The following is a 21,691-nucleotide window of genomic DNA, read 5'->3' as shown; positions in this document are numbered from 1 at the left end:
CAGAAGGGCGTCCAAGTCAGTTTTCACACACCGACCATGGACGCCCTTCGTCACGCCTGCAGCCGATCACCAATTTTCACATCAGCGATCTAGGGTTTGCGAGCTACGCCGCAGTACGCGTCCACCGGCTCAGGCAGTCCGTTGACCGGCTCCTCCTCGGAGCGCCACTGCGACACCGACACCACGCCGGGCTCGATCAGGTGCAGGCCGGCGAAGAAGCGTTCGATCCGCTCGGGTGTGCGCAGCTCGTAGCTGTAGACGTGGCCGTCGTCGCGCAGCTGCTCGGCCTCGGCCGCCGCTTCCGGCTTGACCGTCTTGGTGCCGTCCTCAATCATCAGGTGACTGCCGGAGGGCAGCACGTCCATGTAGCGCTGGATCAGCGCGTAGGCGTCGTCGTCGTCGCGTACGGTGCCGAGGACGCCGAGCAGCATGACCGCGGTCGGGCGGGTGAAGTCGAGGATGCGGGCCGCGCGGGTGAGGATGTCGTCGGGGTCGCGGACGTCGGCCTCCAGGTAGTCGCAGCTGCCGTCGGGGTGGCTGGTCAGCAGGGCGCGGGCGTGCAGCAGGACGACGGGGTCGTTGTCGACGTAGACGATGCGGCTGGCCGGGTCGACGCGCTGGGCCACCTCGTGGGTGTTGTCCTCGGTGGGCAGGCCGGTGCCGATGTCGAGGAACTGGCGGATGCCCTCCTCCTCGGCCAGGTGACGCACCGCGCGCCGCAGGAACGCCCGGGTGTGCAGCGCGATCTCCTGCATGCCGGGATAGTGCTTCTCGAGCATGTCGGCCAGCTCTTTGTCGGCCGGGTAGTAGTGCTTGCCGCCTAACCAGTAGTTCCACGCTCTGGCCTGGCTGGGTCGGCTGGTGTCGATCCGGCTGAGCGGGGAGTCGTCGGTCACGGGCTGCTCCTTGTCAGGGGTGAGGGTGCCGTCTTGTCGGCATTTGCCTGTTCTACCAAGCTGGGGTCCTCCTGTCAGGGCTGGGACGAAGCTCCCTTTGCCGGGTGGGCCGGCGAGCAAGGCGGGCTGGCGGCGATGCTCTCCGCGATGGTCGCCATCAAGCGGTCCGGTCGCCGGCTGCCGGGCGCGCCTACTTCACCGACGCGTCCGTGCTGCACGCCGACGCCGCCCGCGTCTACGCCGCCCTGCCGTTCACGTTGTGGTGACCGTCGCTTCGGCCTGCCAGCAGTGGGTCCAGTGGCCGTCGCCCAGCTCCGTACGTCCCGGCACCTCCGTCGAGCAGACCGGCAGCGCCACCGGGCAGCGCGGGTGGAACCGGCAGCCGCTCGGCGGGGCGATGAGGCTGGGCGGCTCGCCGTGCCGCTTCCCCGCGGGGGCCGCCATCCGGTCGGGGTCGGGGGCCGACTCGAGCAGCAGCTGCGTGTACGGGTGCCGCGACGACTGCGTCAGCTCCTCGCTGGGCCCGCTCTCGATGAGCCGCCCCGCGTACATGACCGTGATGTCCTCGGCGAAGTAGCGGGCGCTGGCGATGTCGTGCGTGATGTAGAGCAGCGCGAGATCGTTGTCCCTGGCCAGCCCCTCCAGCAGCCGCAGGACGCCGAGCCTGATGGAGACGTCCAGCATGGACACGGGCTCGTCGGCGATGAGCGCGACCGGACGGACGGCGAGCGCCCGCGCGATCGCCACCCGCTGCCGCTGCCCGCCGGACAGCTCGTGCGGCATCTTGTCCATGAACTGCTCGACCGGCGTGAGGCTGACGCGTTCGAGCAGCTCGGCGACCTGCTCGCGCTCCTCGGCGTCGGTGCGGGCGTGGCCGTGCAGGCGCAGCGGCCTGGCCAGGTGATAGCGGACGCGGTGGAAGGGGTTCAGGGAGGCGAAGGGGTCCTGGAAGATGAGCTGGACCTTGCGCCGGTACTCCTTGAACGCGGCCCCGCGATGGGCGCGTACCGGCTCGCCGCGCAGCAGCACCTCGCCCGACGTGGCCGGATAGACCTGGGCGAGCAGCCGCGCGACCGTGCTCTTGCCGCAGCCGCTCTCCCCGACCAGCGCCGTCACCGAGCCGGCGCGCAGCGCGATCGAGACGTCCTCGACGGCCCGCACCGGCGGGCGCTTGCCGAAGCGGCCGCGCGGGCCGCGGGCGGCGGTGAAGTGCTTGGTGAGGTTGCGTCCCTCCAGGACGATCATGTCAGTGTTCATGACAGGCCCCTCCCGTCGTTGAGCAGGCACGCGACCTCGCCGTCCGTCCCGGCACGAAGCACCGGAAGAGTCTGCGAGCACTCCTCGAACGCCTTGCCGCACCGGGGGTGGAAGGCGCAGCCGGGCGGCGGGGTGCGCAGGTCGGGCGGGGTTCCGGGGATGCCGAGCAGCTCCTCGCGGGGCCCGCGCAGGCGGGGGAAGGAACGCAGCAGGCCCAGCGTGTACGGATGGCTCGGCGACCGGTGCAGCGCCTTGGCCGTCCCGGTCTCCACGACCCGGCCCGCGTACATGATGGCGATCCTGTCGGAGATCTCCATGAGCAGCGACAGGTCGTGGGTGATGAAGACGACCGCGAAGCCGTACTCCTCGCGCAATGCCCTGATCTCGGCGAGGATGTCGCGCTGCACGACCACGTCGAGCGCGGTCGTCGGCTCGTCCATGATGATGATCTCGGGGTTGAGCGCGAGCGCGATGGCGATGGCGGCGCGCTGGCGCATGCCGCCGGACAGCTCGTGCGGGTAGGAGCGGCGGCGGTCGGCGCTGATGCCGACGCGTTGCAGCAGCTCCACGGCCCGCTCGGTGCGGTCGGAGCGGGACATGCGGGGCGCGTGGATGCGCAGCACGTCGTCGATCTGGGCGCCCACGGTGCTGACCGGGTTCAGGGAGTTCATGGCGCTCTGGAAGACGACGGCCAGCTCCTTCCAGCGGAAGGAGCGCAGCGCGTTCCTGCCGAGGGCTAGCACGTCCACGGCGGTGCCGTCCCTGCGGTGGTAGAGGACCGACCCCGAGGTGACGGTGGCGGGCGGGCGCAGCAGCCGCGCCACCGCGTTGGCCAGCGTGGACTTGCCGCTGCCGCTCTCGCCCGCCAGGCCGAGGATCTCGCCGCGGCGCAGGTCGAGCGAGACGCCCGACACCGCGTGCACGGCTCCGGTGCCGGACAGGTAGTCCACGCCGAGGTCGCGGACTTCCAGGACGTTCATGCGCGTGCCTTCCTGGGGACCTTGATCGTGCGCAGCCGCGGGTTGGCGATCTCGTCGATGCCGAAGTTCACCAGGGCGAGGCCGGTGCCGATGAGCGCGATGCACAGGCCGGGCGGGATGAACCACCACCAGGCCCCGATGAGCAGCGCCTGCCCGTTCTGCGCGAAGTACAGCATGCTGCCCCAGCTCACGGTGGACAGGTCGGCCAGGCCCAGGAACGACAGCCCGGCCTCGGCCAGGATGGCGGCGACCACGGTGGCCAGGAAGCTGGTGGCGATGACGGGCAGCAGGACCGGCAGGATCTCGAAGAAGACGATCCGCAGCGGTCCTTCGCCGCTCGCCCTGGCGGCCTGGACGAAGTCCCGGCGGCGTACCGACAGCGTCTGGGCGCGCAGGACGCGCGCGCCCCACGCCCAGCCGGTCACCGCGATCACCACGGCGACCGAGGCGACGCCGCGCTGCGGCAGGTAGCCGGCCAGCACGATGATGAGCGGGAGCGCGGGCAGCACGAGGAAGATGTTGGTGAGCACCGACAGCGCCTCGTCCACGGCGCCGCCGACGTACCCGCCGACCAGGCCGACCGCGACGGCGAGCACGGTCGCGATGAGCGCCGACAGCACGCCGACGCCCAGCGAGACGCGGGCGCCGTAGACGAGCTGGACGAGGATGTCCTGCCCGGTCTGGGTGGTGCCGAGCCAGTGCTCGGCCGACGGGCCCTGCAGCCCGGCGTCGCTGGTGGCGGCGGGATCGGCGCCGATGAACAGCGGCCCGAACACGGCCACCAGCGCGAAGAAGACGAGGATCCCGGCCCCGATCTTGATCTTCATTCCGACTCCTGCCTGGTCCGGGGGTCGAGCACCACGTACGCCAGGTCGGCCAGGAAGTTCGCGACGAGCACGGCCAGCGAGATGACGAGGAAGATGCCCTGCATGAGCGGGAAGTCCTCGTTCTCCACGCCCTTGAGCAGCATCGAGCCGATGCCGGGGTAGGAGAAGACGATCTCGGTCAGCACCGAGCCGCCCACCACGAAGCCGAGCGACAGCGCGAAGCTGGTGATGTTGGGCAGGATCGCGTTGCGGGCGGCGTAGGCCCACATGACCCGGCGCGAGGTCAGGCCCTTGGCCTCGGCCATCACCACGTAGTCCTCGCCGAGCGTGGTCACCATGACGTTGCGCATGCCGAGGATGCGGTCGGCCATGGAGGCGATCACGATGGTGATCGCGGGCAGCGCGGCGTGGTAGAGCACGCTCTGGATGAACTCGCCGTCCCAGCCGGGCGTCACCTCCAGCCCGTACGCGCGGCTGACCGGGAACCACTGCAGCGTCACGCCGAAGACGAACACCAGCGCCAGCGCGACCCAGAAGTACGGCACCGCGTGCATGAACGTGGCGGCCGGCAGCACGCCGTCGAGCCAGGTGCCGCGCCTCCACGCCATGATCACGCCGAGCGCGGTGCCGATGAGGTAACTGATCAGCGTGGCGACGCCGACGAGGCCGATCGTCCACGGCAGGCTGTCGGCGATGACCGTGGAGACCTCGGTGGGGAAGAACGTGATCGACCGGCCCAGCTCGCCGTGGGCGAGGTTGACCAGGTAGTCCACGTACTGCTGCCACAGGCCGGCGTCGCTGATGCCGAACGCCTTGCGCATCGCGTCGATGGCGGCCGGCTCCACGTTCCCCTTCATGCGGGCGACCAGGAGCTCGACCGGATCCCCCGGCATGAGCCGGGGGATCAGGAAGTTGAGCGTGATGGCGGCCCAGGCCGTCAGGAGGTAGAAGCCGAGCCGCCTGGCCAGGAACCTCACGTGCCGGCCGGCTTCAGTCTCAGCAGCACCACGGCCGCGTCGGGCGAGGTGTAGGGCGACGGCATCGCGTACGGGTCCTGCTCGGACGGCCAGCCGACGTACTTGTTCGTGCGGAACTGCGCCCAGGACGGGCTGTAGAACAGCGGCAGCGCGGGCAGCTTCTCCACCATGATCTTGCCCAGGCCCTGGGTGGCGGCCTGCTGCTCGGCGAGGTCCTCGGTGGCGGCGTACTCGGCGATGAGCTTGTCGGTCGTCTCGTCCTTCCAGCGCTCGTAGTTGCCGGTGGCCGGCTCACCGACGGGCGTGGCCAGCTTGCCGTAGAGCAGCGTGCGGAGCTGGAAGTACGGGGTGGGCCCGGCCTGGGTGCCCCTGATCGACAGGTCGTAGTCGCCCCTGCCGACCTTGGAGACCCAGTCCTGGAAGGCCACTCCCCTGGTCTCGACGGTGATGCCGATCTTGGCGAGGTCCTCGCGGATGAGCTGCGCGGCGTTCACCCAGTCGGTGTACGGCGACGGCACCAGCAGCTGGAACTTCAGCTGCGCCGGGTCGATGCCCTTGAGCAGTTCCTTGGCCTTGTCGATGTCCACCTTGAAGGCGGCGTCGCGGTACTCCTGCGGCACGTACGCCTCGCCGCCCGGCATCGTCACGCCGGTCGGGTGGGCGACCGTGGTGTAGCCCCGCTCGGCCACCTTGACGATCTTGTCCCGGTCGATGGCGAGGCTGATGGCCTGCCGCACCTCGGGCTTGCCCAGCACCGGATGGGTGAGGTTGGGCAGCAGCGTGACCAGGCCCTCAGGCGGGAAGTAGTACTTGTTCTGCTCCGGCTTGCCCTGCACGTAGATCTTGTCGATGTCGGGCACGAACGCGCCCGCCCAGTCGACCTCTCCCTGCTGCAACGCGGTCTGCAGGGCGTTGGCGGTGTACGCGGGGAAGCGCAGCACCGGCACCTCGGGCTTGCCGGGCTGCCAGTAGGACGGGTTCTTGACCAGCTCGTACAGCTGGGAGGAGAACTTCGACAGCGTGTAGGGCCCGGTGCCGACCGGCTTGGGGTTGGTGAAGGTGGCCGGGTCGTTCTCCTTCTCCCAGATGTGCTTGGGCACGATGGGCGAGTTGCCGGCGATGTCGTACAGCTTGGCGTAGGAGGTGGCGCCGAAGTCGATGCGCACCTTGTCGGGCGCGAGCACCTCGGTGCCGGCGATGTCCAGCGCGCTCCTGTTGAGCGAGGCGTGCTTCTTCAGCATGTCGAAGGTGAACGCCACGTCGTCGGCGGTGAACGGCTGCCCGTCGGACCACTTCACGCCCTGCCGCAGCGTGAACGTGACCGCCTTGCCCTTCTTCGACCACTCGTGCTCCAGCGCCAGCCAGGGCGTGATCTCGCCCGGCTTGAGCTTGTTGAAGTACATGAGGGTCTCGTGGATCATCCCGCTGGTCCCGAAGTTCACGCCTTCGAGGTGGTACGGGTTGAAGTCCTCCTGGAATGTGCCCGCGTCCACGGCGTGGATCACCAGCGGCGGCGCGTCCCCGCTCTTGGCCGTGCCGCCACCGCCGCCCCCGCCGCCGGAGCAGCCCGCCAGGGCCAGCGCGAGAGCGGCCGCCATCGCCACTGCCCTGCTCACTGGCCTCATCACCGGTCGTCTCATGCCTACGCCCCCTTGCCGAAGTACTTCGTGCGCAGCTGACGCGAGCCCTTCGGCGCGGCGAACGCCTGGGCCCGCTTGAACCCGGCCGGCGCGCCGCGCACGATGGTCAGCGCGCGGTAGTAGTCGACGTACGGGAAGCCGTAGGTCTCGCCCCTGGCGTAGGCGTAGCCGGTGATGGCCTGCGACCAGATCTCGTACGCCTCCTCGCTCAGGTCGACGAACGTGTCGGGCGCGAAGCCGTCGGCGTCCTCCCAGTTGTCGGCGTAGTAAAGCTCGTTCGCCCAGTAGGCCTCGTGCTCGCGCTCCAGCGTCTTCAGGCCGCCGTAGAAGCGGGCGTCCTCGACGATGCGGTGGGTGCGGGCGTGGTCCTTGTGGATCGACGCGCTCCAGTGCGTGAGGATGACGTCCGGCTTCAGCTCCCTGATCATGTCGCCGACGCGCATCTTGGTCCCGTCGTCCTCGGGCAGCAGGCCGTCCTCGTAGTCGAGGAAGCGCACGGCGGCGCCGATCTTCTCGGCGAACGTCTCGGCCTCCTCGCGCTTCTGCTTGGCGTAGTCGGGCACCGTCATGCGGGGGTGGCCGCGCTCGCCGAGCGTCAGGTGCAGCAGCGTCGCGCGGTCGCCGCGCAGCACGTGCTGGGCGAGCACCGCGCCGGCGGTCAGGTCCATGTCGCCCGCGTGGGCCCCGATGGCGAGTACGTGTGTCATGCGGATCGCCTCATCACGTGGAACTTTCTGGTGATCTCGTAGCCGGCCTTGGTGTAGAGGTGGCCTGCCGGGCTGGTCGCGCCGGTCCACAGGAACCAGGACGAGTGCAGCCCTTCGGCGCGCATCCTGGTCATGGTCAGGTGGAGGAGGATCTTGCCGAGACCGGTGCCGCGCAGGCCGGGGTCGACGCCGAAGGGGCCGAACCGCTCGGGGATACCGCGGTAGGCGGCGTACAGGGCGAAGCCCACGATGTGATCCCTTTTCACGATCACGATGCGTGCGGGGTCGCGGTGCTGCCTGATCGCCTCGCCCCAGTCGGGGTTGAAGGCGTCGGCGGCGAACCTGATCAGCTCAGGCAGCTCGCCGGTCTCGGGGCTGCGGAAGACGTAGCCCTCGCGCTCGCGCTGCCGGCGCAGGTCGTGCACGCCGGGCGGGGTCTGGTAGCCGACGAGCGTGCGGTCCATGGCGACCGGCGAGTAGAGCGTCTGGAAGCCCAGCTCGCCGAGCAGCCGGAACCCGGCGGGGTACAGCTCGGCGTCCGCGCCCGGCAGCACGTAGTGGGGGGTGTAGGAGGAGAACTCCACCTTCGTGCGGCCGAGGCCCTCCAGGAACGCCACCGCCTCCTGCAGCAGCCGCCGGCCGAGGCCGCCGCCGCGGTGCTCGGGGACGACGAAGAAGAACGGGATCCAGCCGGCGTCCGGCTCCAGGCCGGTGCCGGGCGCTAACGGGATCAGGCGGCGGACGGCGTACGCACAGCCCACCACGTCGTCCCCGTTCACGGCCACGCGCAGGCCCTCGGGGTCGAAGTTGGGGTCGAGCAGCACGCAGTCCCTGAACCAGCCGGCCGTGGTGGGGTCGGCGGGCATGCTGCGGTTCCAGGCTTCGACCAGGGGGGTCTCGTCGCCTGGCTGGAAGGGGCGGAGGGTGACCATGGAGGGAGCGGTCCTTTCACCTTTCGGCACTCCCGCCACAGCTTTCCCAGTGTCAACGGCCCAGGTCAAGAAGATTTGGGAAGAAATTTTCTAACAAGTCGTTCATGTGGAAGATTGTTTTCAAGTGCGGTATCTATAGATCCTTGCCCAGCAGCAGGATGTCGGTCCTGCCGGTGTTCCGGCTGTCGATGAGCAGGAAGCCGAGGCCCATGGAGGAGGCGATCAGCTCGGCCGCGACAACCGTCGTCACCGGTCCTGTGCCGAGGTGGTGGTCATGACGCGGCCTTCGCCTTTCGGCGAAGGCCGGGCCGAAGAGCGTGTCTCACTCCTTCGGCGGCCGCCCGGTCGCCCTGCGTAGCGCCTCGTCCAGCCGGTCCCCGGTCCGCTGCCCAGTCCCCTGCCCGGCCTCCTGCCCGGCCTCCTGCCCGGTCGCCTGCTGTGGCGCGGGCCGGACCGGGGTGGCGCGCAGGGCGGCGCCGCAGCGGTCGGTGGTGCGGATGAGGGCGGCCGGCGCCGGTGGGGCGGGCCACACCCACAGGTGGTACGCCTCGCCGGGGTCGTCGTGCACGGCGTCGAAGTGACGGTCCCGGCCGCGTACGCAGGCCAGAACCCGGTACCAGCCGGGACCCGCCGCGCTGAGCAGGGGGACGGCTGGCACGGGGCCGTTGTCAGGGGAGTCGAGGCGGAGCCGGCCGCGTGGCGCGTGCACGCTCGCCTCGACCACGTCCTCCCAGGAGGCGTCGATGTCGCCGGGCGGCTCGGCGAGCGTGAGGGTGACGTGGACGGTGCCGGTGTCGATGCCGGTGTAGAGAAGCGCACCGGCCGACATCACGATGATCAGCCCGTTGGCGTAGTCGGCCGTCCCGATCGGCAGGTCGCCGTCGTCCAGCAGCCCGAAGGCGTGGTCGCTCACGCGCACCTCGGCTGACGCGTCCATCTCGCCTCCTCCGCGAGCGGGCCCTGCCGCGCCGGGCACGGCAGGGCCCATCGAGCTTCAGCAGGATGTCACGTGCCCACGGTGACCCGGAAGGGATCGCCGTCCAGGACGCGCTCACGGCGGAAGAACTGGGTGTTCAGGCCGCCCTGCGCGTTGTTCTCGGTAGCGGTGATCATGCACACGGACACGCCGGTCGGGCCGGTCTGACCGGGCAGGTTGAAGTTGCAGCCGTCGAACGTCCGCCGCGTGCCGCCGGAGCTCAGCCCTTCGTACGAGCGGGCGATGGGGTACTCGTCGCAGCTCAGCCCGCTGATCGACGGGGCGTCGCCGCAGGCGAGGCTGCGGTTGGTGTTGATGATCGTCTCGTTGGTGGTACGCGTCAGCGGCGCGTCGAAGGTCGCTCCGGGAAGCCCGGACGCCTGGGCGCGCGAGACGTGCGAGGCCAGCGACGGGTAGAGGCTCTGGCTGTAGACCAGCTCGGAGGCGTACCACGGCACGACGCAGCCGATGGCCGCCCGGCCGGCCGTGGCGTTGTCGCAGCGGATCTCGCTCATGTCGAAGCCGATGCCGGCCGGGGTGTAGGCGCCGTTGGTGAACGTGAGCGACCAGGTGGTGGTGCAGGCGCCGATCGCGCCGGGGGCGGTGGCGGTGGTGCTGAAGTACGACTCGCCCTGGATCCAGGTGCCCAGCGGGGAGATCGGGCGGGACGGGAAGGTGGCCCCGGCCGTGGTGCAGGAGCCGCTCGCGGTGGTCGTGCCCGACAGGGTGGCGGCCAGGGCGTCACCCCAGCCCTGATAGGCCGACAGCTCGATCTGGTGCCCCCAGTCGGGCAGGTCCGTGGAGCTGTAGCTGTAGTTGATGACGTTGAGCGACGCCTCGCCGGTCACCGTGCGCACGCCGTTGACGACGCGGTACGTGGTGTAGAGCAACCCGGTGATCTCGCACGCCGAGGTACGCAGGGCCCACACACCGGTGAAGGCGTTCTCGATGCACCAGTCCGGAATCGGCAGGATGTCCTTCACCTGCGCACGGGGGCGCTGCTGGGTGAAGGGGGCCTTCGGGGTGACGACCTGGAGACAGGCGGCCGTTTCGCCTTCCTTGGGCGTCGGGCAGTCCGGTGCCCTGTGCTGGACGGCCTTCGCGCCCTTCTTGCGGGCGGGCTGGTCGGAGCCCTCGGTGGGCTCGGATAAGGCGAGGTCCGGGGACGGGGGCGCGGCGGCGGAGGCCGGGGTGGTGACGACACTCAGCAGGGCGGCCGCGCAGGATAAGACGGCCAGGATGGATCGTGCGCGCATCTGGGTACACACTCCCTGTTTGCAGTAAGTGGCCCACGGGCGGGCGTACTTGGGCGAGTCCCCCCGCCCGTGGCTGCTTCGGCGCCCACGATTATGTGTTCGACTTTTGCCCCAAACAACCCCTTGACTGACATGCGCACTGGAAGTAGGCGAAAATCGTAATTTCCCGATATATAGGGATATTTCAGCAGGTCAGGCCATTGATGGGGGAGCCGATAGGAGGGTTGCCGCCTGCCCGTAAAGCGCTTAGAGAAGAATGGCCGGTCGTTTCCTCAGCCGGGTGCCTGCTCGATCAGAGCCTGCCCGGGGTGAGCCGGCCGGGTCGCTCACGCGCGCCGCACGCGGTAGCGGTAGGCGACGGCCTTCGAGGGGAAGGGGCGGGTTTCGAGGAGGTCGAGCTCCACCTGCCGCTTGCCCTGCGGGAAGTACGGGATGCCGCCGCCCACCAGCACCGGGTAGACGACGGCCCGGTACTCGTCGATCAGGTCGGCCTCGGCGGCCTCGGCGGCGAGGGTGGCGCCGCCGATCGCGATCTCCCCCTCCCCCGGCTCGGCGCGCAGCCGCTCGATCTCCTCGGCGAGGCCACCGGAGGCCAGGCGGGCGTTGCCCCGCACCTCCGCCAGCGTGGTGGAGAAGACGACCTTGGGGAGCGGGTTCCAGAGCCTGATCCATTCGCGGGTGTCGTCGTCGATCGACGGCTCCTGGTCGGCGGTCTCCCAGAAGAGCATGGTCTCGTACAGCCGCCGGCCCATCAGGTGGACGCCGACCTGCCGGATCTCGTCGATGTGGTGGCGGAAGATCTCCTGGTCGGGCTCGGCCCAGTCGAAGCCGCCGTCGGGCCCGACGATGTAGCCGTCGAGCGAGACGCTCATCGAGTACGTGACGTTACGCATCAGAGTTCCTCCTCGGCATCGTTGCTTCCGGAGTATGACTCCCTGCAGCCGGGGAACTCATCGCGCCTCGGCGCACGGACCTCGTGCGGACGCCGTTGAACTCGAAGTCGTGGGCCGTGTGGTTGACCTGCGGGCCGTCCACGGCGTCGACGAACGCGTTGTCCCTGCCCTTGGAGATGCCGAGGCTGAGGCTGATCACCGCCTGGGGCGGCTTGTCCTTGAGTGCTTGATCGGGGACGCGACGGCGTGGTTCCGGACATTCCCCGGAACCACGCTTTCGGGCGTTCTACCGGGAGAAGGTGGCGCTGTGCAGGTCCACCGGGTTGGCGGCGTCGCCGGTCGTCACGCCGTACACGGCGGTGAAGGAGGAGCCGGTCGCGACCATGCCGGTGTAGTCGCCGAGCAGGCGTCCGACGCTGGTCGCCGGGAACGCGCGACTGTCGAACGGGCCCTCGATGTGCTGCTCGCGCCACGCGCCGGGCTGTGTGCAGCCGCTCGCGCAGGTCACGGCCCACAGGTCGGTGGGCAGGTCGGGGCCGGAGGTGTTGTTGCGGAAGTCGTAGTACGTGACCGCCACGGTGCCGGTCCGCGACACCGCCACCGCGGGAACGGCGGCCGAACCCGTGGGCGTCCTGTCGATGCGAACCGGCTTCGACCACGTACGCCCGCCGTCGGCCGAGCGCGCGTAGGCCACGTGGAAGGTGCCGTCGGCGTCCCGGCTGGGCCAGGTCGCGTGCACGGCCTGGGTGCCCGGCTGGGCGGCGAGCAGCGGGAGGGCGGCGTTCCTGATGGGGTCGCCCGAGTCGTCGGGGTCGGGGATGCGGGGGCCGACGGCCATGGGGGGCGGGCACGTCCAGGGTCTTCGACCAGGTCCTGCCGCCGTCGGTGGAGCGGATGACCTGGGTGAAGCCCTCGTCGATGGTCTCGTGGTGCATGCCGATCAGCAGCGTGCCGTCCGGGAGGGCGACGAGCTGGGTGCCGATGACGCCGCTGTTCTTCGGCACGTCGAACACCTTGCTGGTCGTCCACGTACGCCCGTCGTCGGTGGACTTGGCCAGGTAGACGGGCTGGATCCAGTTCGGCTCGGCCTCGGTGGACTGGTCGTCGATGCGGTCCCACACCGCGTAGACCACGCCTGGCCGGTAGGGGTCGGCGGTCACCGAGGGCCGGTCGTTGAAGAAGCGCACGGTGTCGTCGCGCTGCAGCGTCACCGGCGGGCCCCAGGTCCTTCCGCCGTCGCCGGACCTGGAGACCAGGATCGCGGTCACGTCGCCGGCGCGGGACATCGACAGCGACGCGGCGATCGCGGCCCCTGACGGGGTGACGGTGACCCAGTGGTCGGTGGTGACGTCGTAGTCGCCGCCGTTGGCCGCCGTGCCGCCGTTGCAGCGGGAGAAGGCGGGCAGGTTCCTGGAGGCCGTCCAGGTCCGGCCGGCGTCGTCGGAGACGGCGGCGAGGGCGCCGTTGCTGCCGTACCGGTTCCAGCGGTCCTGCTGGAAGACCGTGACCAGGCGCTGCGGCCGCCTCGGGTCCGCGGCGAGCGCCGGCAGGACCTCGGTGTTGGGGTTGAGGACGTAGCCGTCCGCCGGGGGGCCGCCGCAGTCGGCGGGCAGCGGGCTGACGCCCGAGACCGGCCGTACGACGGCCGGCCTGGCGCCCGCGTCGTCGGCGGCGGCCGGCTGCGCGAGCGGGGCGGCGGTGGCGAGGAGGACGGCGGTTGCGCTTAACAGTGCCCTGGGGCGTCGGATCACGAGCTGGTTCCTCATTCTCGTTGCGGTTTCCGGCAGGAACCTTACAACGGCAAGATCAACTCTGTGGGGTGATGATCACAAATGGCCGCTGACCTGGGCATCAGCGGAGCCGTTCCTTGACCAGGCCCTCCACGGGGCCGGCCCGGCGGGTGTGTGACAAAGGCGACAGGCCGAGCGGGCGACGGCCCGGCGCCTGCGGATTGACGTCGGACGTACCGATCGGTACGGTGCTTAGTACCGATCGGTACGCATGGAGGAGCACGATGGGGCTGACACCGGCGGGAGAACGCGTCTGGGACGTCGCCCGCGAGATCTTCTACCAGGAGGGCGTCCGGAGCACCGGCGTCGCCGAGATCGCCGAGCGGTCCGGGGTGGGCAAGCCGAGCATCTACCGGGCCTTCGGCTCGAAGGACGAGCTGGCCGTGGCGTACCTGCGGGAGAAGGGCGTCTCGCCGCAGGAGATCGTCGAGACCGTCCGCGCGGCCTACCCCGGCGATCCGCGCGCGCAGCTGCGGCGCGTGGTCGCGGAGATCGCCGAGGCCATCGCAGCACCCGGGCATCGCGGGTGCCCGCTGGCGAACACCGTGGTGGAGTTCCCCGACCGGGCCCATCCGGTGCGCGTGGCGGCCCAGGAGCAGAAGCAGCGCTACCTCGAGCTCTTCACCGAACTCGTCGAGCCACTGCCCTTGGCCGATCCCGGGCAGGTCGCCTACCTCATCCAGATGCTGGTGGACGGCGCCCACATCACCAGCCAGGTCTTCGACGCCGGCCGCTCGGCCGCCGGCCTGGTGACGGCCGTCGACCGGCTCCTCGACACCTTCATCGACCAGGAGGAGAGCGATGTCCACTGACGTTCTGCCGCCCGAGTACGCCGAGCGGTTGATCCGCGATCGGCGTGCCGGGCAGCGCCGTCCTGACCGGCCGGGCTCCCCTTGAGGAGACCACCCGCTTCTGGACATGATCGTTCGCGTCATGCCAGACTTGTCTGGAAATATCAGCAAAAGCTGGTCAGCGCCTGGTCGGTCGGTGGAGTGCGCTGGCGTGCTCGCTCGGTCGCGGGCATGGCCGGTCACGCCTCCAGGCGGGGTCACGGTCGTGTACGCGCCGAGCCGTACACGAAAGGATCACCATGTCCACCGACCAGTTCGGGCTCGCCGGCGGCGGCTACGTCCCCGACCCTGATCGCGACACGACGCTGCTGCTCGACGCGTTCTACGACCAGCTCTCCGAGTACCCGACGGCTGCCATGCGGGCGCGTCAGGACGAGCTCGAAGCGGCCAACGAGCACCTGATCGTCGACGAACCCGCCCGGCACAACCTGCGCCTGACCCTGGCCCTCGTGGCCGCCTACGAGGTGCTCCTGCCCAGGCTGGGCCGGGAGCAGGCCATCGATGCCGTACGCGCGGCCTTCGTCGAACCGCTCGGCGACACCATGGAGCAGGGCACCCGGGCGATGCTCGACGCCGCGCCGGACGCCTTCCACGCCATGGTGGAGCTGAGCAGGTCGCGCGAGGAGTACGCGTTCGGGAAGGGGTTCGTCTTCGAGCGGCCGGTCGATGACGGCACCCGCTATCACCTCGACGTACGCCGGTGCTTCTACCACGACGTCCTGGTCGCCAACGGGGCGCCGGAGCTGACGCCGGCGATGTGCGCGTTCGACGCCAACTGGATCGAGGCCATCGATCCCGACCGGCATGGCTTCCGCTTCGAGCGCCGCACCACCATCGGCACGGGCGGCACGCACTGCCCGTTCCACTTCAGCCGCGACGACGGCTGACGTCCCTACGTCACTGCTCTGTCCGCTCTGTCCGCTCTGTCCGCTCTGTCGCCGCGAGCCCTCGCGGCGACAGAGCCGGTCATGACGATCGTGGCAGTGACCAGGAGCACGCAGCTCACCGCGATCGCCGCGACCACTCCGTGCACGCCGATCCAGGGTGCGGCGACCGGCAGCGCCGCGACCACGGCGGCGAAGGCCCACAACACCAGGGGAGGCACCGCAGGCCGCGCGGCGATCAGCCTGTACACCGCCCCGAGCAGCAGCAGGAACACCGCCACCGGGATCGCCACGGCGTACCCCGAAGTCAGCGGCCCGGCGACACCATGCCCACCCTCCTCGGTCGCCGCCTCCAGCCCGGCGCCCAGCGCGGCCAGCGCCGCGAAGATGCCGTAATGCCCGTACCCCCACAGATAGGACCGATCACGCCGCCCGCTGAGCCCGTCCCCGGCCTCCACCAGGAAGTACAGCCACCACAACGCGAACAGCACCACGAGCCCCGACACCGCGACCACCACGAACCGGCCGCCGACCTCGCCCGCCTCCATCGCCGCCGCCACCCCTCGGGACACCGCGAGCACGCTCTCACCGAGCAGGATGATCGTGAACAGCCCGTACCGTTCGGCGATGTGGTGCGGATGCCAGGTCGTGGGCCGCTCGCGCTCCGCCCACAGGGGCACCGCCAGCTCCAGCAGCGCCAGGACGACGAAGAGCGGCAGCTCGGCGCTCACCGGCGCGAGCACGGAATGGTAGAGCCAGCCCGCCGTGACGACGGAGATGCCGGCGGCGTACCGCAGCGCGGTGCGGCGCCGCGCCGGGTCCCCCGAGGCGGCCCGCAACCACAGCAGGACCAGCCCGATCCGCATGATGACGTAGCCGAGGGTGACGAAGCCGTAGTCGGCGTGCTCGGCCGCGACCGGCACCCCGGCGGCCAGCACCAGCACGCCGGCCATCTGCACCATGGTCAGCACCCGGTAGCCGACGTCGTCGGTGTCGTAGGACGAGGCGAACCAGGTGAAGTTCATCCACGCCCACCAGATGGCGAAGAACACCTGCAGGAACGGCGCGATCCCGCCGGCCGCGTGCCCCTCGACGATCGCGTGCGCGAACTGGGCGGTGACGGCCGCGACCGCGACCACGAAGGTGAGGTCGAACAGCAGCTCCAGCGGGCTGGCCACACGGTGCGGCTCGTCGATGGGCCGCGCCCGCATCCGAACCCTGATCCTCATGCCGTCTCCTGTCACTTTCCGGTACGTCCGTCCTGCCTCTTGAGACAGGACGGCGCCCCGAGTTGTGACAGCGCGGATGATCGGCGACCGGCCGGGAGGTTGGGTTTCAGAGAATCGGAGGTCAGACGCCGGCCGTCAGGGTGACGCCGGCGCCGACGGAACGTTGAGTGGTCACGTCGGTGACGAGGTTGCCCGAGGAGGCGACGGTGAGCTGGTTGCTGCCGCGCTGGTACGACGCGAGCCCCCGGCCGCGGCGCCGCGGATCGCGATCTGATCATCGCGTCAGGGGATCGGTTCCCGGCTGAGGCCCAGGTCGGTGCCCTTCGGCTCTTTGACGGCGGTGACGGCGGCCAGGGAGACGACGCAGAGCACCATGATGTACGCGCCCACGGACAGCGCCGACCCCGTGCCCTGCACCAGGGCCTGCGCGATCGTCGGAGCGAAGGCGCCGCCGAGGATGGCGCCGAGGGCGTATCCGATCGCCGCTCCCGAGTAGCGCACCGAGGCGGGGAACATCTCGGCGTACATCGCCGACATCGGCCCGTACGACAGGCCCAGGCCGACGGTCAGGACGATGATCGCCGCGGCGAACAGCCAGATGTCGCGGGTCTCCATCAGCAGGAACAGCGGCAGCATCCAGACGAACACCAGCGCGTACCCGATCTGGAAGGTCCTGACGCGGCCGATGCGGTCGGACAGCGCGCCGCCGTACAGGGTGAAGATCAACCACGTGGCCGAGCCGGCGACGGTGGCGAGCAGGACGGACGGGCGGGACAGGCCGAGCGCTGTGGTGCCGTAGCTGATGAAGTAGGCGATGAGCAGGTAGCCCGCGGCGTTGTTGGCGACGAAGATCAGGGCGGTGAGCAGGACGTTCTTGCTGTGGCCGCGGAACAGGTCGCGCAGCGGCGCGGAGGACGTCTTGGTGCGCTGCTGCAGCTCCTTGAAGACGGGGCTCTCCTCGACGGCGCGGCGCACGAGGTAGCCGATGACGATCAGGGTCAGGGAGAGCAGGAACGGCACCCGCCAGCCCCACGCCTGGAACTGCTCGGGGGTGGTCACCGTACTCATGATCCACAGGACGCCGGTCGCCAGGATGAGGCCGATCGGCACGCCGATCTGCGGGAATGTGCCCCACCAGCCGCGGCGCTCGCGCGGCGCGTGCTCCACCGCCAGCAGCGCCGCGCCGCCCCACTCGCCACCCGCGGAGAAGCCCTGCACGATGCGCAGCAGGATGAGCGCGACGGGCGCCGCGACCCCGATCGACTCGTACGCCGGCAGCAGGCCGATCAGCGTGGTGGCCCCGCCCATGAGCAGCAGGGTCATGACGAGCATGCGCTTGCGTCCCAGCCGGTCACCGTAACGGCCCGCGACGATCGCGCCGAGCGGGCGGAACAGGAAGCTGATGCCGATCGTGGCCAGCGAGATGAGGGTGGCCAGGCCGGGTGCCTGCTCGTTGACCGGGGCCAAGAAGAGCGGCCCGAACACCAGGCCGGCGGCTTGGGCGTAGATGAAGAAGTCGTACCACTCGATGGTGGTGCCGGCCAGGGTGCTGGCGAGGACCTTGCGGTCGTCGCGGGTCATGGAGCGCGGTTGGCTCGTCACGTCGACTCCGTTCGTGCTCGTGGGGGGCTGGTGGGGCTGTCATCGGCCACGGTGGATCACCCCGCCGCGTGGCCGGCGCCTGGCCACGATCACCATTCAAACCCGCGCATGGTGATGTGTCAGACCCCTCTTCGCCGGATCAGCGGTCAGCCTCCGCACCTTGGGGTCAGCGCCTCGACGCTGCTGTATCTCGTCCCCGCGCTGCTGCAATCGCGGAGACCGTCTTCTTCCTCGCCTCGCCCGGCGCCCGGCACATCTTCGGCCAGACCATCCACGTGAACGACGGCGCCTTCACGACCCGCTGAAAACATGACACGCCCTGTCGGGTTTCCTCGTTACGTTCAGCCGTATGAGCAACCTGAAGGGCAAGATCTGCCTGGTCGCGGGCGCGACGCGGGGCGCCGGCCGGGGCGTCGCCGTCGAGCTGGGCGCGGCCGGCGCCACCGTCTACGTGACCGGCCGCACCACCCGTGAGAAGAGATCCGAGTACGACCGCGCAGAGACCATCGAGGAGACCGCCGAGCTGGTCAGCGCGGCCGGCGGCCACGGCATCGCCGTACCGGCCGACCACCTCGACCGCGACCAGGTCAGGTCGCTCGCCGAGCGCATCGGACGCGACCACGGCCACCTCGACGTCCTCGTCAACGACATCTGGGGCGGCGAGCTCCTCGCCCAGTGGGACACCCCGCTGTGGGAGCACGACCTGGACGCCGGCCTACGCCTGCTCCGGCTCGCCGTCGACACCCACGTCATCACCAGCCACTTCATGCTGCCCCTGCTGATCAAGCGGCCGGGCTGCCTGGTGGTGGAGATGACCGACGGGACGAAGGAGTACAACGACCACAACTACCGCATCTCGTTCTTCTACGACCAGGCCAAGAGCGCCGTCATCCGGCTCGGGTACGCGCAGGCGCACGAGCTGCGCCCGTACGGGTGCGCGGCCGTGGCACTGACCCCCGGCTGGCTGCGGTCGGAGATGATGCTGGAGCACTTCAAGGTGACGGAGGAGAACTGGCGCGACGCCACGGCCCGCGAGCCGCACTTCGCCATCTCGGAGTCACCCCGCTACGTCGGCCGCGCGGTCGCCGCGCTGGCCGCCGACCCGGACGTGATGCGGTGGAGCGGGCGGTCGCTGTCGAGCGGGCAGCTGGCCCTGGAGTACGGCTTCACCGACGTGGACGGCTCCCGCCCGGACTGCTGGCGCTACCTGGTGGAGGTCCAGGACCCGGGCAAACCGGCCGACGTCACGGGCTACCGCTGACCGCGCCGGCCAGGGACGGCCCAGCGCCCGGTACGTCCAGCCGGCTCCACGCCACCGCTCGGCGGCCAGGATGTTGCGCGCGTCGATGATGGCGCGGGCCCTGACCAGCTTCCCCGCCTCCTCCGGGTCCATCTCGCGGAACTCACGCCACTCGGTGAGCAGCGAGCGTCTCGTGGGCCAGGTCGACGCGGTTCTGCTCGAGGGTGATCAGGCGGCGCGGGCCGGCCGCTCCAGCAGCGGCTCGGTGTCACCGCCGCCTGTGTGCCGCTCGGCGCGGTCGACCGGGCGGCGGGTGTCCTGGCCACCACGGCATGCCGAACACCTCGTCGCCCGGCCGGAAGAGGGTCACCCCGAAGCCGGTCTCCGCGGCCTCCCCCGAGACGTCCCAGCCCAGCACGAACGGCGGGTCGCCGAGCACCGCCGCCTGGTCACGGACGGTTGAAGCGGGGTGGGGTGAAGGAGATGTAGCGGGCGGCGGGGTCGGCGGTGCGGGCGTTCATCGCGGGCGCGGACGTCGCCGGCCACCTTCCCGTGCGCAGGCGGTCGAACATGACGGTCAGCGCGGCGTGCTGCTCCGCCGGTGTGAAGTCGCAGTGGCCGGCGCTGCGCGTGTACGTCTGGCGCAGCAGGGACGCCGATCCCGCCCGGCGTGCCTTCGCCTCGTACGACTGCTGCTGGGCGACGGTCGAGATCTGGTCGCCGATGTTCGACAGGGTGAGGACGGGGATGCGCAGCTTGCCGTCCAGGACGATGCCGCGGGCGAACCGGTCCACGGCGTCCTGGTCGGCGGCGATGCGAGGTGCCTTGGCCAGGGTCTTCAGGTCGTCCGTCAGCTTCAGCCCCGCCTGCTCGTACAGCTTCCCGACCGCGCGCCGCAGGGCGGGGTCGGCCCCACGAAGCTGCTCGGCGTAGTCCACGCCGGTGTTCCAGGACGGGTTGCCGCCCACCACCTGCATGATCTGGCGGCGGCTGCTCATGGCCTGCCCGACGTACGGCAGGGGGCCGCCGGCCAGCGCGAGGTACGCGCCCTGCTCCAGGCCGGCGGCGTCACCGGGGGCGGGAGGCGGCGGGGTGGTGCCGTCGGGGTTCCTGCCCCAGGCGGGGAGCTGGCCGATCGCGGCGGCCAGCGCTATCCGGGCCCGGCCCTCGGGGGTGCGCTGGGCGGCGGCGAGGGCGTCGATCCACGCCTGGCGGGCCGACTCGACGTCCTCCGGGATGTCGATGACCGGGAGTCCCGGCGCGACCAGCCGTTCGAGGACGAAGATCGTGTCGAGCTTCTGGTTCCACTGGGCGACCGAGCCGCTGAGCCCGCCGCACATGGGGACGGCAGCGTCGAACTTCCCGGGGTGGACCTGGGCGGCGCCGGCGGAGACGAAGCCGCCCATCGACGTCCCTGAGGCGATGGCTCTGCGGGCCTTGCCGTACGCCTGCTCGAACCGGGACAGGGCCTCGGCCTGGTTGTCGATGGCGGCGCGGATGTTCCAGCCGGTGACCGTCCGGCTCGTGCCGCCCCGGGCCACGCCGTCGGCCAGCAGGCGCGCGGTCAGCTGCTCGGTGCGGCCGGGGCCGGCGAAGTCGAGGGCGACGACCACGGTGCCTTTCCAGCGGGCGGGGACGACGAACTCGTACGGCGTGCCGTCGTCGAGGGTGCCGCTGATGCAGGTGGGACGGGACGGCGAGTCCGGCAGGCAGGGCGTGCCACCAGGGGCGCCGGCGGCGACGGCCGGCGTGGGACCGCTCTCGGCGATGGCGGGAAGGCCGGCGGCGGTGGTCGTCACCACGATGGCCAGGGAGACGATGGCGGCGCGGCGGATCACAGCGACAGTCCCTTCGATTCGACGGTCCAGCCGTCCTCGGTGCACAGCCCGCAGTCGGGGCCGATGAAGCGCGCCCCGGCGGTGCGGTCACCGCGCAGGACGTAGTCGAACCAGTCCGCGGCCACCTGCCAGCCCTTCGTCGCCTGGAGGCCCGCGATGAGGCCGACGTGCCCGGCCGTCGCGTCGGAGGCGAGCACGGCGGGGACGTCGAGGAGGGCGTAGTTGTCGATGCTGTTCTGGTACGCCACGTCGTCCGGGCCGCCGTTCACCAGGAGCGTCGGGGTGTGCAGGCCGGCGAGGCGGTCGCGCCCGAAGCCGCCGAAGAAGGGCTCGGGGAGGTAGCCGGTGTTGAAGCCGGCGACCGCGTCGATCATCGGGTCGGTTCCTGCGGCGAGGGCCTCGACGCCGCCGCAGCTGTGCCCGAGCACGCCGACGCGGGTCGTGTCGGCGCGTCCGTCGAACTGCTTGCGTGCCTGCTTCGACTCGGTGGCCCAGCGGGCGGCGGCGAGCAGCGCCTCCGGGTGCGCGATGGTCTGCTCAGGGGTGCTCGGGACGGGGAAGTCGGCCACGCCGCCGTTGGCCACCACGATGTATCCCTGGGAGGCCAGGCCGGTGAGGAAGGTGATGCCTTCGAGGTTGCTCGCCGCGCAGGCGCCGTTGCCGTGGACGATCACGGGGAGGCTGTTCTTGCGCAGTTTCGTCAGGTCGGCGGGACGGTAGACGGTGTGGCCCGGGAGGCCGTCGGCGGCCTCGCGGACGGTGGGCAGGATGGCCGGAGCCGGGGCCGGTGGTCCGGACGGTGGCGGGTTCTCGGGGGACGAGGCCGTCGCGGTGCCGGAGCCGGCCAGGACGACCGCTCCCAGGGTCGCCGCCAGCATGATCCGGGCGGTCTTGAAGGGGGCCGACATGGGTGGTT

Annotated in this window: 22 protein-coding genes and 2 pseudogenes; 5 read left to right on the top strand and 19 right to left on the bottom strand. The window is 70.6% G+C overall.

All coding sequences use genetic code 11. The features are described 5' to 3' along the window. Window positions 1–89: 89 nt before the first annotated feature. The 13 genes and pseudogenes from ABZW11_RS33815 to ABZW11_RS33755 form a co-directional block, all read right to left on the bottom strand. Complete coding sequence (locus tag ABZW11_RS33815; RefSeq protein ID WP_355426137.1) at window positions 90–896, bottom strand: SAM-dependent methyltransferase; 807 nt, start codon at window positions 894–896, stop codon at window positions 90–92. A gap of 252 nt (window positions 897–1,148) precedes the next feature. Next, complete coding sequence (locus tag ABZW11_RS33810) at window positions 1,149–2,153, bottom strand: ABC transporter ATP-binding protein (RefSeq protein WP_355426134.1); 1,005 nt, start codon at window positions 2,151–2,153, stop codon at window positions 1,149–1,151. Continuing rightward, window positions 2,150–3,133 (bottom strand): ABC transporter ATP-binding protein, encoded by a 984-nt coding sequence (locus tag ABZW11_RS33805; protein WP_355426131.1) that lies wholly within the window; start codon window positions 3,131–3,133, stop codon window positions 2,150–2,152. Before ABZW11_RS33805 ends, ABZW11_RS33810 begins: the two co-directional genes overlap by 4 nt. Continuing rightward, entirely contained in the window at window positions 3,130–3,960 is an 831-nt protein-coding gene (locus ABZW11_RS33800) for an ABC transporter permease (RefSeq protein WP_355426128.1), read from the bottom strand. Before ABZW11_RS33800 ends, ABZW11_RS33805 begins: the two co-directional genes overlap by 4 nt. Then, on the bottom strand, window positions 3,957–4,937 hold the full coding sequence (locus ABZW11_RS33795; protein ID WP_355426126.1) for an ABC transporter permease: 981 nt from the start codon (window positions 4,935–4,937) through the stop codon (window positions 3,957–3,959). Before ABZW11_RS33795 ends, ABZW11_RS33800 begins: the two co-directional genes overlap by 4 nt. Beyond that, complete coding sequence (locus ABZW11_RS33790) at window positions 4,934–6,553, bottom strand: ABC transporter substrate-binding protein (protein ID WP_355426123.1); 1,620 nt, start codon at window positions 6,551–6,553, stop codon at window positions 4,934–4,936. Before ABZW11_RS33790 ends, ABZW11_RS33795 begins: the two co-directional genes overlap by 4 nt. 26 nt (window positions 6,554–6,579) lie before the next feature. Then, window positions 6,580–7,284: a PIG-L family deacetylase gene (locus ABZW11_RS33785; protein WP_355426120.1), complete on the bottom strand. Its 705-nt coding sequence runs from the start codon at window positions 7,282–7,284 to the stop codon at window positions 6,580–6,582. Next, entirely contained in the window at window positions 7,281–8,216 is a 936-nt protein-coding gene (locus ABZW11_RS33780) for a GNAT family N-acetyltransferase (RefSeq protein WP_355426117.1), read from the bottom strand. The genes ABZW11_RS33785 and ABZW11_RS33780 overlap by 4 nt, the downstream gene beginning before the upstream one ends. Window positions 8,217–8,538: 322 nt before the next feature. After that, window positions 8,539–9,153 (bottom strand): hypothetical protein, encoded by a 615-nt coding sequence (locus ABZW11_RS33775; RefSeq protein WP_355426114.1) that lies wholly within the window; start codon window positions 9,151–9,153, stop codon window positions 8,539–8,541. A gap of 68 nt (window positions 9,154–9,221) precedes the next feature. Next, the gene (locus tag ABZW11_RS33770) at window positions 9,222–10,448 is read right to left on the bottom strand and encodes a hypothetical protein (RefSeq protein WP_355426112.1); all 1,227 of its coding nucleotides are present in this window, start codon (window positions 10,446–10,448) and stop codon (window positions 9,222–9,224) included. 326 nt (window positions 10,449–10,774) lie between these two features. Further along, window positions 10,775–11,341 carry a dihydrofolate reductase family protein gene (locus ABZW11_RS33765; protein WP_355426109.1) on the bottom strand — a complete coding sequence of 189 codons (567 nt, stop codon included), beginning with the start codon at window positions 11,339–11,341 and terminating at the stop codon, window positions 10,775–10,777. A 286-nt stretch (window positions 11,342–11,627) separates the two neighbouring features. Further along, window positions 11,628–12,179 (bottom strand): sialidase family protein, encoded by a 552-nt coding sequence (locus tag ABZW11_RS33760; RefSeq protein ID WP_355426152.1) that lies wholly within the window; start codon window positions 12,177–12,179, stop codon window positions 11,628–11,630. Window positions 12,180–12,258: 79 nt separating this feature from the next. Continuing rightward, window positions 12,259–12,597: pseudogene (locus ABZW11_RS33755) on the bottom strand (sialidase family protein); the annotation flags it as partial. Between ABZW11_RS33755 and ABZW11_RS33750 the strand changes: the two are divergent. From ABZW11_RS33750 to ABZW11_RS33735, 4 genes are all read left to right on the top strand, one after another. Beyond that, window positions 12,515–12,697, top strand: coding sequence for a hypothetical protein (locus tag ABZW11_RS33750; RefSeq protein ID WP_355426149.1), 183 nt, complete (start codon window positions 12,515–12,517; stop codon window positions 12,695–12,697). The pseudogene ABZW11_RS33755 and the gene ABZW11_RS33750 sit on opposite strands and share 83 nt — an antisense overlap. Before the next feature lie 18 nt (window positions 12,698–12,715). Continuing rightward, on the top strand, window positions 12,716–12,919 hold the full coding sequence (locus tag ABZW11_RS33745; RefSeq protein WP_355426146.1) for a hypothetical protein: 204 nt from the start codon (window positions 12,716–12,718) through the stop codon (window positions 12,917–12,919). A gap of 436 nt (window positions 12,920–13,355) precedes the next feature. Then, complete coding sequence (locus tag ABZW11_RS33740) at window positions 13,356–13,943, top strand: TetR/AcrR family transcriptional regulator (protein WP_355426106.1); 588 nt, start codon at window positions 13,356–13,358, stop codon at window positions 13,941–13,943. A gap of 278 nt (window positions 13,944–14,221) precedes the next feature. Further along, window positions 14,222–14,869 (top strand): L-2-amino-thiazoline-4-carboxylic acid hydrolase, encoded by a 648-nt coding sequence (locus ABZW11_RS33735; protein ID WP_355426103.1) that lies wholly within the window; start codon window positions 14,222–14,224, stop codon window positions 14,867–14,869. Between the two features lie 5 nt (window positions 14,870–14,874). Here ABZW11_RS33735 and ABZW11_RS33730 read toward each other — a convergent pair whose 3' ends face one another. Both ABZW11_RS33730 and ABZW11_RS33725 read right to left on the bottom strand, forming a co-directional pair. After that, window positions 14,875–16,095: a low temperature requirement protein A gene (locus ABZW11_RS33730; protein WP_355426100.1), complete on the bottom strand. Its 1,221-nt coding sequence runs from the start codon at window positions 16,093–16,095 to the stop codon at window positions 14,875–14,877. 282 nt (window positions 16,096–16,377) lie between these two features. Continuing rightward, window positions 16,378–17,676 (bottom strand): MFS transporter, encoded by a 1,299-nt coding sequence (locus ABZW11_RS33725; protein WP_355426143.1) that lies wholly within the window; start codon window positions 17,674–17,676, stop codon window positions 16,378–16,380. Window positions 17,677–18,046: 370 nt separating this feature from the next. On the opposite strand from ABZW11_RS33725, the gene ABZW11_RS33720 reads away from it, so the two are divergent. Continuing rightward, window positions 18,047–18,958 carry an SDR family oxidoreductase gene (locus tag ABZW11_RS33720; protein WP_355426097.1) on the top strand — a complete coding sequence of 304 codons (912 nt, stop codon included), beginning with the start codon at window positions 18,047–18,049 and terminating at the stop codon, window positions 18,956–18,958. Between the two features lie 12 nt (window positions 18,959–18,970). Here the strand turns inward: ABZW11_RS33720 and ABZW11_RS33715 are convergent. From ABZW11_RS33715 to ABZW11_RS33700, 4 genes and pseudogenes are all read right to left on the bottom strand, one after another. Beyond that, a pseudogene (locus tag ABZW11_RS33715) lies at window positions 18,971–19,120 on the bottom strand (UDP-glucose 6-dehydrogenase); the annotation flags it as partial. Window positions 19,121–19,205: 85 nt separating this feature from the next. Next, entirely contained in the window at window positions 19,206–19,376 is a 171-nt protein-coding gene (locus ABZW11_RS33710; protein ID WP_355426094.1) for a hypothetical protein, read from the bottom strand. A 10-nt stretch (window positions 19,377–19,386) separates the two neighbouring features. Beyond that, window positions 19,387–20,775: an alpha/beta fold hydrolase gene (locus tag ABZW11_RS33705; protein ID WP_355426092.1), complete on the bottom strand. Its 1,389-nt coding sequence runs from the start codon at window positions 20,773–20,775 to the stop codon at window positions 19,387–19,389. After that, complete coding sequence (locus ABZW11_RS33700) at window positions 20,772–21,683, bottom strand: hypothetical protein (RefSeq protein ID WP_355426089.1); 912 nt, start codon at window positions 21,681–21,683, stop codon at window positions 20,772–20,774. Before ABZW11_RS33700 ends, ABZW11_RS33705 begins: the two co-directional genes overlap by 4 nt. Window positions 21,684–21,691 lie beyond the last annotated feature (8 nt).

This window comes from Nonomuraea sp. NPDC004580 (assembly GCF_040609855.1).
In the GTDB taxonomy this organism is placed as follows: domain Bacteria; phylum Actinomycetota; class Actinomycetes; order Streptosporangiales; family Streptosporangiaceae; genus Nonomuraea; species Nonomuraea salmonea.
Note: the sequence above shows the minus strand (reverse complement) of the source record. Positions and strands in the feature narration are given on the sequence as shown.